Source organism: Bradyrhizobium canariense (assembly GCF_018130465.1).
Lineage (GTDB): Bacteria > Pseudomonadota > Alphaproteobacteria > Rhizobiales > Xanthobacteraceae > Bradyrhizobium > Bradyrhizobium canariense_C.
This window is the reverse complement of the sequence record NZ_JAFCKJ010000003.1, coordinates 47721-64508: the sequence shown is the minus strand read 5'-3', so window position 1 is coordinate 64508 and position 16788 is coordinate 47721. Positions and strand designations below refer to the sequence as shown.

At 63.3% G+C, this 16788-nt stretch carries 17 protein-coding genes; 10 read left to right on the top strand and 7 right to left on the bottom strand.

What is annotated here, in order from left to right; all coding sequences use genetic code 11:
• Positions 1–48: 48 nt before the first annotated feature.
• Positions 49–546 carry a single-stranded DNA-binding protein gene (locus tag JQ591_RS09115; RefSeq protein WP_045007493.1) on the bottom strand — a complete coding sequence of 166 codons (498 nt, stop codon included), beginning with the start codon at positions 544–546 and terminating at the stop codon, positions 49–51.
• A 202-nt stretch (positions 547–748) separates the two neighbouring features.
• Here JQ591_RS09115 and JQ591_RS09110 point away from each other — a divergent pair, with 202 nt between their 5' ends.
• From JQ591_RS09110 to JQ591_RS09085, 6 genes are all read left to right on the top strand, one after another.
• Complete coding sequence (locus JQ591_RS09110) at positions 749–931, top strand: hypothetical protein (RefSeq protein WP_211396465.1); 183 nt, start codon at positions 749–751, stop codon at positions 929–931.
• A 245-nt stretch (positions 932–1176) separates the two neighbouring features.
• Positions 1177–1863, top strand: a complete 687-nt coding sequence (locus JQ591_RS09105; protein WP_211395685.1) for an outer membrane protein — start codon at positions 1177–1179, stop codon at positions 1861–1863.
• 276 nt (positions 1864–2139) lie between these two features.
• Positions 2140–5124 (top strand): excinuclease ABC subunit UvrA, encoded by a 2985-nt coding sequence (gene uvrA / locus JQ591_RS09100; protein WP_211395684.1) that lies wholly within the window; start codon positions 2140–2142, stop codon positions 5122–5124.
• 47 nt (positions 5125–5171) lie between these two features.
• Positions 5172–5735, top strand: a complete 564-nt coding sequence (locus JQ591_RS09095) for a DinB family protein (RefSeq protein ID WP_211395683.1) — start codon at positions 5172–5174, stop codon at positions 5733–5735.
• Between the two features lie 18 nt (positions 5736–5753).
• Complete coding sequence (locus JQ591_RS09090) at positions 5754–6395, top strand: HAD-IA family hydrolase (protein WP_211395682.1); 642 nt, start codon at positions 5754–5756, stop codon at positions 6393–6395.
• 35 nt (positions 6396–6430) lie between these two features.
• Positions 6431–7351 carry a nucleoside hydrolase gene (locus JQ591_RS09085; protein ID WP_211395681.1) on the top strand — a complete coding sequence of 307 codons (921 nt, stop codon included), beginning with the start codon at positions 6431–6433 and terminating at the stop codon, positions 7349–7351.
• 14 nt (positions 7352–7365) lie between these two features.
• Here the strand turns inward: JQ591_RS09085 and JQ591_RS09080 are convergent, their stop codons facing one another.
• Positions 7366–8319 (bottom strand): cytochrome D1 domain-containing protein, encoded by a 954-nt coding sequence (locus JQ591_RS09080; protein ID WP_211395680.1) that lies wholly within the window; start codon positions 8317–8319, stop codon positions 7366–7368.
• Positions 8320–8321: 2 nt separating this feature from the next.
• Positions 8322–8903: an SRPBCC family protein gene (locus tag JQ591_RS09075; RefSeq protein WP_211395679.1), complete on the bottom strand. Its 582-nt coding sequence runs from the start codon at positions 8901–8903 to the stop codon at positions 8322–8324.
• Between the two features lie 160 nt (positions 8904–9063).
• On the opposite strand from JQ591_RS09075, the gene JQ591_RS35265 reads away from it, so the two are divergent.
• Both JQ591_RS35265 and JQ591_RS09065 read left to right on the top strand, forming a co-directional pair.
• Complete coding sequence (locus JQ591_RS35265; protein ID WP_249136720.1) at positions 9064–9243, top strand: hypothetical protein; 180 nt, start codon at positions 9064–9066, stop codon at positions 9241–9243.
• 923 nt (positions 9244–10166) lie between these two features.
• Positions 10167–12233, top strand: a complete 2067-nt coding sequence (locus JQ591_RS09065) for a DUF1217 domain-containing protein (protein WP_211395678.1) — start codon at positions 10167–10169, stop codon at positions 12231–12233.
• Positions 12234–12249: 16 nt separating this feature from the next.
• On the opposite strand, the gene JQ591_RS09060 is transcribed toward JQ591_RS09065, so the two are convergent.
• From JQ591_RS09060 to JQ591_RS09050, 3 genes are all read right to left on the bottom strand, one after another.
• Complete coding sequence (locus JQ591_RS09060) at positions 12250–13110, bottom strand: PCC domain-containing protein (RefSeq protein WP_211395677.1); 861 nt, start codon at positions 13108–13110, stop codon at positions 12250–12252.
• A 9-nt stretch (positions 13111–13119) separates the two neighbouring features.
• Positions 13120–14727 (bottom strand): acyl-CoA synthetase, encoded by a 1608-nt coding sequence (locus tag JQ591_RS09055; RefSeq protein WP_211395676.1) that lies wholly within the window; start codon positions 14725–14727, stop codon positions 13120–13122.
• A 105-nt stretch (positions 14728–14832) separates the two neighbouring features.
• Positions 14833–15330, bottom strand: coding sequence for a hypothetical protein (locus JQ591_RS09050; protein ID WP_211395675.1), 498 nt, complete (start codon positions 15328–15330; stop codon positions 14833–14835).
• A 94-nt stretch (positions 15331–15424) separates the two neighbouring features.
• On the opposite strand from JQ591_RS09050, the gene JQ591_RS09045 reads away from it, so the two are divergent.
• Complete coding sequence (locus JQ591_RS09045) at positions 15425–15784, top strand: hypothetical protein (RefSeq protein WP_211395674.1); 360 nt, start codon at positions 15425–15427, stop codon at positions 15782–15784.
• Between the two features lie 10 nt (positions 15785–15794).
• A complete protein-coding gene (locus JQ591_RS09040; protein WP_211395673.1) occupies positions 15795–16070 on the top strand; it encodes a GNAT family N-acetyltransferase in 276 nt (91 codons plus the stop codon).
• A gap of 49 nt (positions 16071–16119) precedes the next feature.
• On the opposite strand, the gene JQ591_RS09035 is transcribed toward JQ591_RS09040, so the two are convergent.
• Complete coding sequence (locus JQ591_RS09035; RefSeq protein ID WP_211395672.1) at positions 16120–16518, bottom strand: SPW repeat protein; 399 nt, start codon at positions 16516–16518, stop codon at positions 16120–16122.
• Positions 16519–16788 lie beyond the last annotated feature (270 nt).

Genomic DNA, 16788 nt, shown 5'->3' with positions numbered 1-16788 from the left:
CAGCGCGTCCGCATCGTGTGATACGCCACGTTCTTGGAACGGGATCGCTCAGAACGGGATATCGTCGTCCATGTCGCTGTTGCGGCCACCGCCGCCGGCGGCAACGGGACGGCGCGGCGCGCTGCTGACCGGACCGGAGGAGCCGAAATCGCCGCCCGGCTCGTCGCCGAAGCTGCCGCCTCCCCCGCCACCGCTACGACCGTCCAGCATCGTCAGCGTCGAGTTGAAGCCCTGGAGCACGACCTCGGTCGAGTACTTCTCGACGCCCGCCTGGTCGGTCCATTTGCGGGTCTGGAGCGCACCCTCGATGTAAACCTTGGCGCCCTTCTTCAGGTACTGCTCGGCGACCTTGCAGAGCCCTTCATTGAAGATCACGACGCGATGCCACTCGGTCTTTTCCTTGCGCTCGCCGCTGTTCTTGTCGCGCCAAGTCTCCGACGTGGCGATGCTCAAATTCGCGATCGGCCGCCCGTCCTGAGTGCGGCGGATTTCGGGATCCTTGCCGAGATTTCCAACCAGAATGACCTTGTTGACGCTTCCCGCCATCGCCGCTCTCCACTCCGAATGCCACTGAATTTAAGAAGGCCGGTCCGCTCCCCGCGTTCCGCCGCACCCCTGTTGAGGCGACCCTATACGCTCGCCGAACGCTTGCGGACGCCGATCAGTCCGTCACCCCTCAGGTTATCCCCAAATATAGCATCGACGTTCGGTTCGTTCCAGATTTGTTCTTGATGAATGACAGCGCCGCATGTGTGCGATCAATCGGCCAATTTGCTGCGGAAAGGCACGTGCCGGATGGAACCTTTCAGGCAACTTCGTGCTCGCCCCGCTCGGTGCTGCCACACGCTCCGAGCGCATCAGCCAGGACGTCCAGATCGGCCTAATCCGCGTGAACTATCGCTGGGGCGGCCCGATCCTCGCGAAGTACTGAGAAGTACTGAACCGACTGATATGGTTCAAGGAATTGAAGGCCCGCCTCGTGCCGGCCTTTGCGTATTGTGTGCCATGGGCGAATAATAGGTCAGCATCTGCACCATTTTCAGGCTGCTGTGGCCTTTGAGTGACACAACTTGCAGCTTTGCTGGTGTAGCTACGACATCAGTTGGACCACAGCGTCCGCTACCCTTCCCGAACAGGGAAGGCAACAACAGAAACTGGGACTGGGATTAGTTGAAAATGAAAAAGGTTTTGTTGGCTTCGGCCTGCTTGTTCGCACTCGCTGCCCCGGCTTCGGCCGCTGATCTCGCGGCGCGCCCCTACACGAAGGCTCCGGTGGCCATGGCTTCGGTCTACAACTGGACCGGCTTCTATCTCGGTATCGTCGGTGGCGGCGCCTGGGAAGATTCGAACAGCCCGCGGATGCAGGGTGGCTTCGTCGGCGGCACCGCCGGCTACAACTGGCAGACCAGCAACGTCGTGTTCGGCGTCGAGGCCGATGGCGCCTGGGCTGACGTCAGCGCCTCGGCAGCTGGTACGGTTTTCGTCCCCGGCATCGGTGGGATTCCCGCCTCGGTGAGCTCGAAGACGGACGCCATGGGCACCGTGCGCGGCCGTATCGGCTGGGCCGTCAATAACGTCCTGCTCTACGGCACCGGCGGCTACGCCTGGATCGACAACAAGGTCACGGCGACCCTGGGCCCGCTCTCGGTTTCCGACAGCAAGTTCCACTCGGGCTGGACCGTCGGCGCGGGCGTCGAAGCGTTTATCGCTCCGCAGTGGTCGGTCAAGGGCGAGTATCTGTATCGCAGCCTCGGCGGCGAGACCTACTTCTCGGGCGCCGTGCCCAGCGGCTCGCTCAACTTCCACACCGTGCAGGTCGGCGTGAACTATCACTTCGGGGGCCCGGTGGTCGCGAAGTACTGATCTTTGCTTCCAACGCCATCCGCGTTACGAAAGGCCGGCCTTGCGCCGGCCTTTTTGTTTGACCGACCGTTCCTGCCGTTCGGCAAGCCGTGCTCCTGCCAGATGCCGCCAGCGCGCCAACAATCCGTTGACGATTCGCAAACGCCACTGGAAATCCGTCCCCGTTCTTCCTACGTTCGCTCACATACCCATCGGCGCCGATCCCGGTTCCGGGCGAAGCGCGCCTTTTTTGCTGGCGCGGTCGCGCACCCATGGGATTCCTTGAGGGCAACTCGGATGGATGAAGTGATCAAGGCGAAGCGCCAACAACAGAACGCGGGATCACACCTGCGCGCAATTACGATCCGTGGCGCGCGCGAGCACAACCTCAAGAATATCGACGTCGAGATTCCCCGCGACAAGCTGGTGGTGTTCACGGGGCTATCAGGCTCCGGCAAATCCTCGCTCGCCTTCGACACCATCTATGCGGAAGGCCAGCGCCGCTACGTCGAATCGCTGTCGGCCTATGCACGCCAGTTCCTGGAGATGATGCAGAAGCCTGACGTCGACCAGATCGACGGCCTGTCGCCGGCGATCTCGATCGAGCAGAAGACGACGTCGAAGAACCCGCGCTCCACCGTCGGCACCGTGACCGAAATCTACGACTACATGCGCCTGCTGTGGGCGCGCGTCGGCGTGCCCTATTCGCCCGCCACCGGCCTGCCGATCGAGAGCCAGACCGTCTCGCAGATGGTCGATCGCGTGCTGGCGCTGCCCGAGGGCTCGCGCCTCTATCTGCTCGCGCCAGTGGTGCGCGGCCGCAAGGGCGAGTACCGCAAAGAGCTCGCCGAATGGCTCAAGAAGGGCTTTCAGCGCGTCAAGATCGACGGCACCTTCCACGAGCTCGCGGAAGCGCCGACGCTCGACAAGAAATTCCCGCACGACATCGACGTCGTCGTCGATCGCATCGTGGTGCGCGCCGACATCGGCCAGCGCCTCGCCGAAAGTTTTGAGACCGCGCTGAAGCTCGCCGAAGGTCTCGCCGTCATCGAGTTCGCCGACGCGCCGGCGGCCGCGCCTGCGGAAGAGAAAGAGAAAAAGAAGACCGCGAAGATCCACGACAAGAGCGGACCCGAGCGCATGTTGTTCTCGGAAAAGTTCGCCTGCCCGGTCTCCGGCTTCACCATCCCCGAGATCGAGCCCAGGCTGTTTTCCTTCAACAATCCCTATGGCGCGTGCCCCGCCTGCGGCGGCCTCGGCGTCGAGCAGCATGTCGACGAAGACCTCGTCATCCCCGACAAGGAGCTCGCCATCGGCAAGGGTGCGATCGCGCCCTGGGCCAAGTCCTCATCGCCCTATTACATTCAGACGCTGACTGCGCTCGGCAAGCACTACAAGTTCACGCTGACCACCAAATGGAAGGATCTGCCCAAGAAGACGCAGAACGCGATCCTCCATGGCTCCGGCGAGGACGAGATCAAGTTCTCCTATGAGGACGGCGTCCGCTCCTACGACACCAAGAAGCCGTTCGAGGGCGTGATCACCAACATCAACCGCCGCTATCGCGAGACCGAGAGTGAGTGGGCGCGCGAAGAACTGGCGAAATATTTCCACGACGTGCCCTGCGAGGCGTGCCACGGCTTTCGGCTCAAGCCCGAGGCGCTCTGCGTCAAGATCGGCGGCAAGCATATCGGCGATATCTCCGAGATGTCGGTGAAGGGCGCCGGCGCGTGGTTCGAGACCGTGCCGGAGGCGCTGAACACCCAGCAGAACGAGATCGCCGGCCGCATCCTCAAGGAGATCCGCGAGCGTCTCACCTTCCTGCTCGACGTCGGCCTCAACTACCTCACGCTCTCCCGCTCCTCCGGCACGCTGTCCGGCGGCGAGAGCCAGCGCATCCGCCTGGCCTCGCAGATCGGCTCGGGGCTAACTGGCGTGCTCTACGTGCTCGACGAGCCCTCGATCGGCCTGCACCAGCGCGACAATGCGCGCCTGCTCGACACCCTCAAGAGACTTCGTGACCTCGGCAACACCGTCATCGTGGTCGAGCACGACGAGGACGCCATCCTCCTGGCCGACTACGTCCTCGACATCGGCCCCGGCGCCGGCATGCATGGCGGCAACATCATCGCCGAAGGCACGCCCGCCGAGATCATGCGCAACCCGAACTCGCTGACCGGCAAATATCTCACCGGCGAGCTCGAGGTCGAGGTGCCGGAGCGGCGTCCGCCGAACCATCGCCGCACCATCAAGGTGGTGAACGCGCGCGGCAATAACCTCAAGAACGTCACCGCCGAAATTCCGCTCGGCCTGTTCACCTGCGTCACCGGCGTCTCCGGCGGCGGCAAGTCGACGCTGCTGATCGACACGCTCTACAAGGCGATCGCCCGCAAGCTGAACAATGCCAGCGAAGGCGCCGCGCCGCACGACCGCATCGAGGGCCTCGAGCACATCGACAAGATCATCGACATCGACCAGTCGCCGATCGGCCGCACGCCACGTTCGAACCCCGCGACCTATACCGGCGCCTTCACGCCGATCCGCGAATGGTTCGCCGGCCTGCCCGAATCCAAGGCGCGCGGCTACGAGCCCGGCCGCTTCTCCTTCAACGTCAAGGGCGGCCGCTGCGAGGCCTGCCAGGGCGACGGCGTCATCAAGATCGAGATGCACTTCCTGCCCGACGTCTACGTCACCTGCGACGTCTGCAAGGGCAAGCGCTACAACCGCGAGACGCTCGAAGTCCTGTTCAAGGGCAAGAGCATCGCCGACGTGCTCGACATGACCGTCGAGGAAGCCGCCGACTTCTTCAAGGCGGTGCCGCGCGTGCGCGAGACCTTCCAGACCCTGCACCGCGTCGGCCTCGATTACATCCATGTCGGCCAGCAGGCGACGACGCTGTCCGGCGGCGAAGCCCAGCGCGTCAAGCTCGCCAAGGAGCTGTCCAAGCGCGCCACCGGCCGCACGCTCTACATCCTGGACGAGCCGACCACCGGCCTGCATTTCCACGACGTCAAGAAGCTGCTGGAGGTGCTGCACGAGCTGGTCGCGCAGGGCAACACGGTCGTCGTCATCGAGCACAATCTCGAAGTCATCAAGACCGCCGACTGGGTCATCGACCTCGGCCCCGAAGGCGGCGACGGCGGCGGCGAGATCGTCGCCTGGGGCCCGCCGGAAGACATCGCGAAAGCGCCGCGGAGCTACACGGGGAAGTTCCTGGCGCCGGTGCTGGCGAAGGCACGGAAGCCGAAGCGGCGGCGCGCGGCGAGCGAGGCGGCGGAGTAGGTACGCACCTGGAATGTATCGACGCATTTGTCTGAGGGAGACCGAGTTTGCCTGCCGGACTTGTGCAAACCTATCGCGCGTTCGCCCACAATAATACTTGGGCAAACCACCGGCTGCTCACCGCTTGCGCGGCGCTGTCTCAGGCCGACTTCGAGGCCGAACGGACCGGCTTCTTTCCGAGCCTGCAACGCACGCTGAACCACATCCATGTCATCGACCTCTTCTATGTCGATGCACTGGAGGCCGGATGGCTGGGACCGGCGGCTTGGAAGAACGAAGTGCCGCACCCCTCCCTTGCCACGTTGAAGGCTGCGCAGGCCGCGATCGACAAGCGCTTGATTGCCGTCTGCGATGCACTGACGCCCGAGAATCTCGACGGCATTGTGCGGATCAACCGCGACACGCGGGTCCAGACCGAACGCCGTGATCGGCTACTCATGCATCTGTTTCAGCACCAGATCCATCACCGCGGACAGGCGCACGCGATGCTCTCTGCAACAAGTATCGCGCCGCCTCAGCTCGACGAATTCTTCGCTGAGGGAGAAGCACCGCTCCGGGCCGCCGAGTTCGCCGGGCTCGGATGGACCGAAGAGACCGTGTGGAAAGCCTAGCGGTGTAACTTCGTCTCCATGCCCTACTCCCTCGTCATCTTCGATCTCGACGGCACGCTGGCCGACAGCTTTCCGTGGTTCCTGCGCACCATCAACGACGTCGCCGACCGCTTCGGCTTTCGCCGTGTGCGGGATGAGGATGTCGAGGCGCTGCGGCACGCCTCGACGCGGGAGATCCTCAGCCGGCTCGAGGTACCGCTGTGGAAGCTGCCGGCAATCGCGCGGCATGCGCGGCGGCTGAAGGCGGAGGCGGCGGCGGAAATTTCGCTGTTTGCGGGCGTCGAGGCGATGTTGCGGACGCTGGCCGAAAACGGCGTGCAGCTGGCGCTGGTGACGTCGGACAGCGAGGCCAATGCGCGCGAGAAGCTCGGCGAGGCCGCGAGCTTATTCACGCATTTCGACTGCGCGGCGTCGCTGTTCGGCAAGCCGGCGAAATTCCGCCGGATCATCCGGCGCGCCGGCGTGGAGCCGGGCAAGGTCATCTCGATCGGCGACGAGGTGCGTGACATCGAGGCGGCGCGGACCGTCGGGATTGCCTGCGGGGCGGTCAGTTGGGGCTATGCCGCGCCGGCGGCGTTGCAGGCGCTTGCGCCCGACCGGATGTTCGCGCAGATGGATGAGATCACGGACGCGGTTTGTCGAACACCGCGCAAAACCTGATCTGCAATCGCCACGCACGGCCCGAGGAGACGGTGATGACACTCACGGACGCAGCCCGCCTGAAGCTCCTTGAACCGCCGGTCGGCAAGGTGCGCGTCGTGCTCGACACCGACACCTATAACGAAATCGACGACCAGTTCGCGCTCGCGCAGATGCTGCTGTCGAAGGACCGCTTGGACGTCGAAGCCATCTACGCCGCGCCGTTCTTCAATGCGCGCGCCGACAGTCCCGGCCACGGCACGGAGCTGAGCTATCAGGAAATCCTTCGCTTGCTGGAGCGCCTGAATGTCGCGCCGGATGGCCTGGTACATCGCGGCGTCACCGACTATGTCGGTCCCGCCATGACGGCGCAGGCGGCACCCGCCGTCGAAGACCTCGTGGCCCGGGCGCGCGCGGGCTCCCCTGACAATCCGCTCTACGTCATCGCCATCGGCGCCATCAGCAACGTCGCCTCCGCGCTCCTCAAAGCCCCCGACATCATCGACCGAATCGTGGTGGTCTGGCTCGGCGGCCATGCGCTCGAATGGCCGCACACGGTCGAGTTCAATCTCAAGCAGGACGTCGGCGGCGCGCAAGTGCTGTTCGACAGCGGCGTGCCGCTCGTGCTGGTGCCGTGCAAGGGCGTCACCTCCCACCTTCACAGCACGGTGCCGGAGATCGAGCGCTATGTCGAACCGCACGGCAGCATCGGCGCGTTCCTCGCTCAGAGATTCAAGGAATATTCGTCCGATCATCTGGGCTGGGCGAAGGAGATCTGGGACATGGCGCCGGTCGGCTGGCTGCTGAACCCCGATTGGGCGCCGAGCGTGATCGTGCCGGCGCCGGTTCTCACCGATCAGATCACGTGGAGCATCGATCGCCGGCGGCATGCGATCCGCTACGTGACCTACGTGGATCGCAACCCTATCCTGCGAGATTTCTTCCTGAAGCTGAAGGCGTTTGCCGAATTGAAATAGGCACGACGCATCCCCTACTCCGTCCTGCGCAGGAACGCCCCGAACGCGCGCGGGCCGTCGCCGGTCTTGACCTCGCCCACGACCTTCAGCTCGGCAGCGTCGATGATATCAAGCGTGTTGCTCTCCCAGCAGGCGACGATGACGCGTTTGCCGTCCGCGGTCGCGGCGATGCCTTCGGGGTAGTCGCCGACGTTGATCCGCTTGATCGGCTTCAGCGTCGCCAGGTCGAACACGCTGACGGTGCCGCCATATTGGTCGGTGACGAAGCCGCGGCCCAGCGTCAGCGCCACCGCATAGGGCCGCATCCCGACCGGCACGCGGCCGATCTCGTTACCCGCGGCGATATCGATCACCGAAACGTCGTTGGAGCCGACATTGGCGGTGTAGGCGCGCTTGCCCTCGGCATCGATGGTGACGCCGAACGGGCGGGTGCCGACCTTGATGGTCGCCTTGCGCTGCCGCGTCGCGGTGTCCACCACCGAGACGCTGTCGTCGTCGCGGTCGGCCGAGAGCAGCAGCTTGCCATCCGGCGTCACCGCGAGGCCCGACGGCGAGGCGCCGACCGCGATGCTGGCGGTGACGCTGCGGCTCGCCGCGTCGATCACCCGCACGGCCGCCGCGTACCAGTCCGCGACATAGACGGTGCGGCCATCAGGCGCGACCGCAATGCCAAGCGGCCCGCCGCCGACCTCGATCCGCCCAATAACCTGCCGCGTTGCTGCGTCCACCACCGTCACGGCCTTGGCATCCGGGCTCGTCACATAGGCAAAACGCCCGTCCGCGCTGACGGCGATGCCGGCCGGCTTGCCGCCGATCGGGATCGTCGCAACGCTGCGCGCCGTGGCGAGGTCCACGACCATCAGATCGTCGCTGAGCTGGTTGGTGACGAACGCCTCTTCGGCGGACGCGTGCGCGATGCCGGCAAGGCAAAGGCTGGCGGCGAGCGCCGCCAGGACCAGCGCCCGCACCGTCAGCTTCCGCTCTCGATCTTCTTCTTCAGGGATTCGAGGCCGGCCTGGTACAGCCCCTTCACCGCCTTGACCGCAGCCTCGTCGCTCAGCTCCGGCGGCGGCTCGTTGTTGGGGAAGCCGCGATAGAACGCGCCGGCCCATTCCAGCGTCGAGCCCTTGCCGTCAGCGCTCGGCGTCACCGTCAACGTCGAGGAGTAATTGGTCACCGGCAGCACCTTCACGTCCACATTGGTGATCCGGTAGGAATAGGTCATGGCGGCGGCGTCGAACTTGTAGAGCTCCTCGTCGACGGTCGCTCCGCCCGTCAGCGTCAGCTTCCGCGTCGCGCCGATCTCGTTGCCCTTCTCGCCCTCGGTCTTGGTGACCGGCGGCAGCCAGCTCATGTCCTGGAAATTGCCCATTGCGGCCCACACCTTGGCTGGGGCCGCGTTGATCTCGATGGATTCGCGCACCTTCTGCCGGGTCGGCCCGTGGGCCCAGGCCGATGTCGAGGCTGGCCCAAACGCCGCCGTCAAAGCCACCGCGCCAGCGGCAGTCAACACTGCCGCCAAGGCCGTGCGCCGTCCAATCGTCACCCTCATCTCGTTTCCTCATCGGTCTCGTTGATCGTGCGCGACTTCAGGCGCGCTCCGATCATCCTAGCGCATTTTGGGGCCGAGGGGAGACCGGTTCATGGCGCCGTTACGGCGGATGCCTCGCAGGCGCACAACTCCTTGCGCCGCCCTGCGGGCAAAACACCCAATGGAAGGTCAATCGCACCGAGCAAAAATATTTCTCTTTATCCGTATTTCGGATTATCATATAGAGAACCATCCCAACCCGGCCGAGGGGCGGATCGCGATCGTCACGAACGCGGGATGGGACGTGGTGGACGCAGGCGGCGTCGGCGCGAAGGTGGTTGCAGGGCGGGTCACTCCGTGAGCAGCAATCCGCGCGCACACGACCGGTGCAGCCTGCGTACGGCAAAATCGTGTGGTCCTGGCGCCCGGGGTCTGTGCGTCAAGTCTTGCGGTGATGTGACGGCCCGACCGGGCACGCGCATCAGCCATCCGCAAGGCGACGGGGGCAATAGTGCATCGCTCCCCGGGGAGATCACGACATAAGCCGTAAAACCACTGCGCAGGGAAGGCCGGATGTTTGGCTTCACCTGTATGCCGCTGTGCAGATTTTTGTAGCGCAACCTTCGCACAGTGGACCGTGGGTGCCAGCCGGCACCCGGCCTTCCCTGCGCCCTCGGCATTTTTGGGGGCTGTGATGACTCAAAGCTCGGGCAGGATGTGCCGCGAGAATGCGAAACCGCGCGTGCAATTTGGATTGGAATGCGAAGATTGATTCCGCTCTCGTGCCCCGGACGCAGCGCAGCGCCCCTTCGGCGGTGCGCTGCAGCTTGTCCGGGACACGGGAGTGGGCACGCTGTTGCCTTCCGCTCCGTCATTGCGAGCGCAGCGAAGCAATCCAGAATCTTTCCGCGGCGGCAGTCTGGATTGCTTCACTACGCTCCAATGACGACGGAGAGCATGAGCGTCGATCGCGATCCTCGATTATTCCCCCAGCGTCGCTTCCACACTCCACCGTTGCTACTCAGCTTCCAATCCATTCCGATCGACCGGAACATATCAGGAACGCAATCCTCGCGAAAGCTGCATCTGAGAAACATACAGCAACACACAGAAACAAACTCGATATGCGTCAGCTGGACGCCAATTAAACCCTAAGATTGTGGGCAGGAATCGCCCCAGGAAGACGTAGCTGAGACAGTTCGCTGGCATGAGGCCGGCCCCACCTCGCGACCCCGCAATGATTGACGGACGTCCGGGACCGTAAGAAGCCGCGAGGAGTGCGCGATGGTATCAACGTATTTCGGTTACAGCTACATCACGCGCAATCTCAAGCAGTCCCTCACACGGGTCGAACAGCAACAGGACGTCGCGCGAGAGGCCGCCTATTACAAGGCCAACATCGGCAAGGTGAAAACCGTCGACGACTTCATGAAAGACTATCGCCTGTATCATTATGCGATGAAGGCATATGGCCTGGAAGACATGGCCTACGCCAAGGCTTTCATGAAAAAGGTGCTGGAGAGCGATCTCTCGGACTCCAAGAGCTTCGTCAACAAGCTGGTCGACAAGCGTTACCGGGAGTTTGCCGCGGCATTTTCCTTCAATGGCAGTGCGACGCCGGTTGCGCAATCGGAGAACCAGACCGACGAGATGATCGGTCTGTACACGGCGACCAGGAAGAACGAGGTCGATGCGCTCGCTGCCGACTCGAATTACTACAGCGCCCAAATCGGCAACATCAGCAGTGCAGACCAGCTCCTGGCCAACGACCGTCTTCGCAACTACGTCTATTCGGCGTACGGGATCGATCAGAGCAAGTGGCCGGCTGACACGATCAGCCAGGTCCTGCGCAGCGATCCATCCGATCCAAACAGCTACGTCAACACCACTTTCGCGTCTCAGCTGACTGGCCTCAACACCCAGCTTGCTCAGGCCCAATCAGATGTCAGCACCGCCAAATTGAATATTGCCAATTACACCGCCCAACTCTCGCAACCGGGCGCCAACGTGACCCAGTTGAACGTCCAGATCCTGGTCGAAAAGCATCACCTGGAATTATCTACGAACAGCATCTCCAGCCTCAGCGGCCAGATAGCGACGATTAACGGGTTTGTAGACCTGGCCGGCGCATTCGAGTTTTCGCCCGACGGGTCACTTCCGTCGGGTGTACCTGCGCAGACGGCTGCAAATATCACGCTCACGAAAAAGCAGTTCGACGACAGCAAGTCCGCGGTCTATTCGGCGGCAAGCCCGTTGAACGAAGCTTTTGCAATCAGGCAATTCAGGACAGCCATCCTCAATATCAATTCGGTCCAGGCCTTCGTATCGACACCAGGCGTGTATGATTTTGCGCTGGGAGCCGTCGGCCTCGATGCCGGAAACGTCTCGCCGGCTACTGTCAAGGCTGTGCTCGAAAGCGACCTCAACGACCCCAAGAGCTACGTCTATACCCTCAAGGACGATCGATATTTAGAGCTGGCACGCGCCTTCAACTTCGACGCAAAAGGCAATCTGACGACCCCCTTGGTGGCGCAGGACTCGGCTGAAGTCCTTGAGATCGCGAAGGACTACGTGACTGCGGCGGTGAAGCAGGCAAGCACCACTCAGCAGCAGGCGGCCGCTCGGGCACAAGCCACGAAAGATGCGACGGCGTATCAAGAGGCAATCGCAGGCATCGACAGCGTTTCCGATCTTCTCGCAAACAGGCCGATGGTCGATTTCGTCCTCTTGGCCAAGGGTCTTGACCCTAAGAAGGTCAGTACCGAATTTCTCAAGAAGATCTTCAGCTCCGACCTGAACGATCCAAAGAGCTTCGCGAACACGCAGAGCGATCCTCGCTTTGCCGACATCGTGGCGTCGTTCAATTTCGACAGCAACGGCAACGTCGCGCGCCTCCCGATGATGGGTCCGCAGAAGCGCGATCAATTCCGGGAAACACAGACGAACTATCTCGAGCAAAGCCTGGAGCAGCAGCAGGGGGATACGAATCCCGGCGTGCGCCTGGCGCTGTATTTCCAGCGAAAGGCGGGGGAAATCACGTCCCCATACGACATCCTGGCCGACAAGGCTCTTTCGGAGGTGTTCAGGACCACTTTCAATTTGCCTGATTCAATGGCTGCGATGCCGATCGATCAGCAAGCCAAGTTCGTGGACAGATTCATGAAGATCAAGGATCTGTCCGATCCCGCGAAAGTTGCAAAGCTGCTGAGCCGGTTCTCCGCCATGTATGACGTCAAAAACAGCCAGAGCACCGGTCAGGGTCAGTCTCCCTTGCTCAACCTCTTTCAGGGATCGAGCTCGGGGATAAGTGACTCTACGTATTTGGCCATTGCCAAGCTACGCACTCACTGATGACGGCTCGCCGGGCCTAACCCAACACCTCGAGCACCAGCTCCATGGTCATCAGCACGGGATTGTCGCCACGGACCAGGCGCCCTTCCGCCATGCCGCCGGTGTAATCGATCAGGGCAACGTCGAGCGCGGCTTCGAGCGCGCCGGAGGAGCCGGCCGCAATCGTACCGGCTGTTACCGCAAGCTCGGTCGCGAAAGGCTCGATCACTCCGCCATGGGCAAATCGGGCGCCGATGGTCGAACCAACACCGCCATGGATCTTGGCACGCGCGATGCCCTGCGCGCGGCAGAAGTCTTCGAGACCGCCGGCAAAATCCTGATTGGGGCGCAGCCGCAGCACGAAAGCGCGGCTGGTCGTGCGTGCGCCGGTGCTCGGAGCCGGCACCGGCCCGAACAGCTTGAAGTTGGTCTCGGGATCGGGCTCGGCGGTGTACATCGCATCATCGATACCGAAGGCCTCGACCTCGAACGGCTCGGCGACATCAGTCTCGTCCGGCAGCATGTGACCGCCACTGGCGCGGCCATCGGCCTCCGTCCACAGCCCATGGCAATGAAAGAACGGCGCGCCATCGCGCGTGCCCAGCGTCATGCTGCCGAGCCTGGTGCGCGTCACGCCGCCCGGCCGATACGTCTCGCTGTAGAACGCGGCGTTCTCGCTCGTCTTCGACAGCGCCGGCATGACATAGCCGAACGGCCCGAGCGCGCCGCGCTCGAAGCCGAGCACGCCGCCGGCAAATCCCTCCGCGGCAAACCCGCGCCGCGCGGCTTCCAGCAGCGGCAGACCTGCTTGAAGCGTGAAGGAGAAACTGCGTCCCCTCGCCTCCACCCATTGGATGCGCTCGGCGACCGGCGCGCCTGGCTGCTTGATGCTGCGCATGACCTTCGCTCAGCCCGCCCGTGTCTTGTCGAGATCGAGCAGCCCGCGCGCCTCGAGCTCGTCGCGAACCATCCGTTTTGGAATTTTGCCGTAGCCGGATTTCGGCAAGGCCTCCCAAAAAAAGAACCGCTTCGGCATCTTGTAGCGCGGCACCTTGGGGCCGAGGAATGCCGCCATCTCCGCTTCGCTCACCGGCTTCGCGCCTTCGCGGGCGACGCAGACGGCAACGCCGACCTCGCCCCAGGTCGCATCGGGCACGCCGAGCACCGCGACCTCGCCGACGCAAGGATGGGTCAAGATCTTCTCCTCGATCTCGCGCGGATAGATGTTGGAGCCGCCGGAGATGTACATGTCGGAGGCTCGTCCCGTGATGTAGACGAACCCCTCCTCGTCCATGTGGCCGAGATCGCCGGTGCGGAACCAGCCGTTGCGGAACGCCTTCGCATTGGCTTCGGGATTATCGTAGTAGCCGGCAAGTACCGCGGGGCCGATCACGCAGATCTCGCCGCTCTGGTTGGCGCCGAGTTCGCGACCCTCGTCGTCCTGGATCGAGACCTGCATGCCGGTACGCTCGAAGCCACAGGTGCCGATCTTCGCATGCGGCCCGTCCTCGGGATCATGCAGCGCCGCCGGCAGCACCGTGATGTTGCCGGTAACCTCGCCCAGACCGAAATACTGCACGATGACCTTGCCGAGCTTCTTCAGCGCGGCCTTCTGGTCCTCGCGATACATCGGCGCCCCCGCATAGATCACCTGGCGCAGCGAGGAATGATCGTATTTGTCGGCGGCGGGATGCTCGACCATCATCTTCAGAATGGTCGGCACCACGAAGAGATTGCCGACCCGATGCGCCTCGATCAGGCGGAACGCCTCGTCGATATCGAATTTCTCCGTCGGCAGCAGCACGGTGCACACGCCGCGCGCGGTCTGAACCAGCTGATGCACGCCGGCGCCATGCGACAGCGGCGCCACCACCAGCGAGGCATCCGCTTCGGTGACGCCGGGCGTGAGATCGGCGAGATGGTTGGTGACGACAAAGCCCATCTGACCGTGGGTGAGCACCGCAGCCTTGGAGCGGCCGGTGGTCCCCGATGTGAAGAAGAACCAGCAGGGATCGTCGTGCTCGACCGCGACGTTCTCGACCTTTGTGCCGGCACACGACGCGACGGCATCCGCCACCGACGTCTCGGCAAATGGCGCCCGACCGTCGATGCTCCAGGTGAATTCCAGCGCTCCACCCTTCACCGCCGCGGCGTGCTCGGGAAAATCGACGTGGCACAGAAACGCCTTCGCGCCGGAGGCCTGCGCGAGATAGGCGACCTCGTCCGGCATCAGGCGGAAATTGGTCGGCACCCAGACGGCACCGAGCCGAAACGCTGCGAACATCGAAAAGAACATCTCGTCGCCGTTCTTGGAATGGACGAGGACGCGGTCACCCTTCGCGATGCCGCGCGCCGCGAGGGCTGCCGCCAGCGCCGAGACCTGCGCATCGATCTCCCGCCAGGTCCAGGATCTGTCACCCCAGACGAAACCGGGACGCGATCCATGCCGCCGCGCATTCTGGGTCAGCATGTGAGCGAGATTCATGACGCGGCGGGACATGCGCAGGTGCTGCATCGGGCTTCCTCTTCGACGGCGGACGGCACGCGAGCCGCCCGCTCATTGCAGCCCATTTATCGCCATAGCCAGTGCCCCTGCAAGGCCACCAGCCGCGAACCTGCCTTAAGGCTGCTTGAACGCGAACGGCGCCACCGAGATGACCCTCTCCTTGACGCAAGCCTGCGCGCCAAAGCCCCCGCAATAGCTGCCATGCAGATCGAAGCGGATGGTGCGCGCCGCACCCCGCTTCGTTGGCTTCGGCTTGATCTCGTAGCTGCGGACATAGCCATCGAAGACGGGTTGCACGCTGCCATCCGGCAACGTGACCAGGATGTTCATGACGCAGCCGCCGGTTCCGCAATAGGTCGTCTCGCGATCGCTGCATTTGGTGTCGCGGAAATCGACGATGTAGTCGTCGCGGCCGTCGCCGGTCAGGTCGATCCTGCGCACCGTATCGGGCGCAAAAGTCACCGTGCCGCCGCCCTGGCTCTCGCATTCCTCGTTGGCGTAGCGCACAGCCTTCTGCACGCCGGGCGGATAGTCGGCGGGATTGAACGGCTTTGCGTTGTCGGCGCGCGCAGCGGTTGCGAACAGTACGAGCAGGAGGATCAGATATCGCATTGGCATTGGTCGTCAGCGCAGCCGCGATCGTTCAGGGAATTTTAAACATGATCGGCGCAACCTTCGTCAGTTCTCGCGTACAGAGTGCCGCATCATGGTCAAAGCGCCCGCCCTCCTCCTGTTGTCGCTGGCGCTTGCCGGATGTGCCGTGGGCCCGCAAGCGCATCTCGCCTCCGATCCCGCGTTCAAGCCTGCGCGCTATGCCTGGGACGGCGCCGGCGAGGACCCCAATCACCCGCGTGCTGCCTCAGACCCAACACGGACCGCCGCCCGATCCGAGCGCAACAGGTCGCAAGCCGGGCTTCAGCCCTATTCGAAGGAATGGTGGCAGGCGCAGGACGGCATCGAGGCTGAACAGGACGCCAGGGTCAACCGTTCCCTCGTCATCTGCCAGGGATGCCTGCGCCCGCAGCCGCAGCCCGAGGATTCCAGGCTCGCCAAAGCGACCGATTGAATCGGACGACATGAACGAAATCATCAACAACAAGACTCATCAGCGCTATGAGCTGGAGGTCGAGGGTCATCTCGCGACCGAACACTACAAGCTCGACGGCGATGTCATCACGTTCGAGCATACTGACGTGCCGAAGGAACTCGGCGGCAAGGGCGTTGGCTCGAAGCTGGTGCAAGGCGCCCTCGATCAGGTCCGCGCGGCCGGATTGAAGCTGATCCCACAATGCCCCTTCGTGAAAGCGTGGATCGAGAAGCACCCGGCGTACGCGGATCTGGTGAAGGGATGAGCGAGAGCAGACCCGCCGATCGCGCGGCGGGCCTGCTGACATCTACAGCCTATTGCCCGTGCCTCAGCATATCCTGGTCACTCAGATCCCAGTCCTGCCACAGCTGGAGGACGCCGAGGACCAGCGCCACCGCTCCGAGACTCGTATGGTAGACCCGGAGAAAACCTTCACCGGAATAGCCAACCATGTAGGGCGAGACGATGAGCCACGCCCCAACCACGATCGTTGCCACCTCCTGCCAGCGCTGCAAGGCGACATATTCAAGTTGGCTGAGCCCAAATACGACGAGGCCGACCGCGACCGTGTTCACGATCATCATCTGCTGTCCGCCGATCGCCGAGTGCTCCTGGATGGGGAACCATGGCGACGCGACAATCAGCGCGCCCAGCACCATTCCGCACCAGTCTTCCCATGTTCGATGAGTATTCAAGAAACCAAAGTCCGACATAGTACCCTCCTACAAAAGAGGCATACGTCGGCGGCTGGCAATCATGACACTCCGAATGTCTAGCGACCTGCCGGCCGCATTCGGGCGTATGTCCTGTAGGGGACGTGGGAATCGTCGTGGAACTTGCAAGAGCGATGTCGAGGATTATTTGCGGTCGCCGCGCGATGTTCAAACTCAGATCGCACTGCGACTACGAGGCCCCAAGCTTCTGCGCGCCAGACCAGCGCGGCGAGCAGCGCCATGGGGCCGATCGGGACACGCATTTTTCAG

Coding starts and splice junctions, on each gene's coding strand:
- JQ591_RS35265 (WP_249136720.1), top strand. CDS start 9,064: ATGGAAGGTCAATCGCACCGAGCAAAAATATTTCTCTTTATCCGTATT.
- JQ591_RS09085 (WP_211395681.1), top strand. CDS start 6,431: ATGACACTCACGGACGCAGCCCGCCTGAAGCTCCTTGAACCGCCGGTC.
- JQ591_RS09035 (WP_211395672.1), bottom strand. CDS start 16,518: ATGTCGGACTTTGGTTTCTTGAATACTCATCGAACATGGGAAGACTGG.
- JQ591_RS09090 (WP_211395682.1), top strand. CDS start 5,754: ATGCCCTACTCCCTCGTCATCTTCGATCTCGACGGCACGCTGGCCGAC.
- JQ591_RS09050 (WP_211395675.1), bottom strand. CDS start 15,330: ATGCGATATCTGATCCTCCTGCTCGTACTGTTCGCAACCGCTGCGCGC.
- JQ591_RS09110 (WP_211396465.1), top strand. CDS start 749: ATGTGTGCGATCAATCGGCCAATTTGCTGCGGAAAGGCACGTGCCGGA.
- JQ591_RS09115 (WP_045007493.1), bottom strand. CDS start 546: ATGGCGGGAAGCGTCAACAAGGTCATTCTGGTTGGAAATCTCGGCAAG.
- JQ591_RS09045 (WP_211395674.1), top strand. CDS start 15,425: ATGGTCAAAGCGCCCGCCCTCCTCCTGTTGTCGCTGGCGCTTGCCGGA.
- JQ591_RS09075 (WP_211395679.1), bottom strand. CDS start 8,903: ATGAGGGTGACGATTGGACGGCGCACGGCCTTGGCGGCAGTGTTGACT.
- uvrA (WP_211395684.1), top strand. CDS start 2,140: ATGGATGAAGTGATCAAGGCGAAGCGCCAACAACAGAACGCGGGATCA.
- JQ591_RS09055 (WP_211395676.1), bottom strand. CDS start 14,727: ATGCAGCACCTGCGCATGTCCCGCCGCGTCATGAATCTCGCTCACATG.
- JQ591_RS09040 (WP_211395673.1), top strand. CDS start 15,795: ATGAACGAAATCATCAACAACAAGACTCATCAGCGCTATGAGCTGGAG.
- JQ591_RS09065 (WP_211395678.1), top strand. CDS start 10,167: ATGGTATCAACGTATTTCGGTTACAGCTACATCACGCGCAATCTCAAG.
- JQ591_RS09105 (WP_211395685.1), top strand. CDS start 1,177: ATGAAAAAGGTTTTGTTGGCTTCGGCCTGCTTGTTCGCACTCGCTGCC.
- JQ591_RS09060 (WP_211395677.1), bottom strand. CDS start 13,110: ATGCGCAGCATCAAGCAGCCAGGCGCGCCGGTCGCCGAGCGCATCCAA.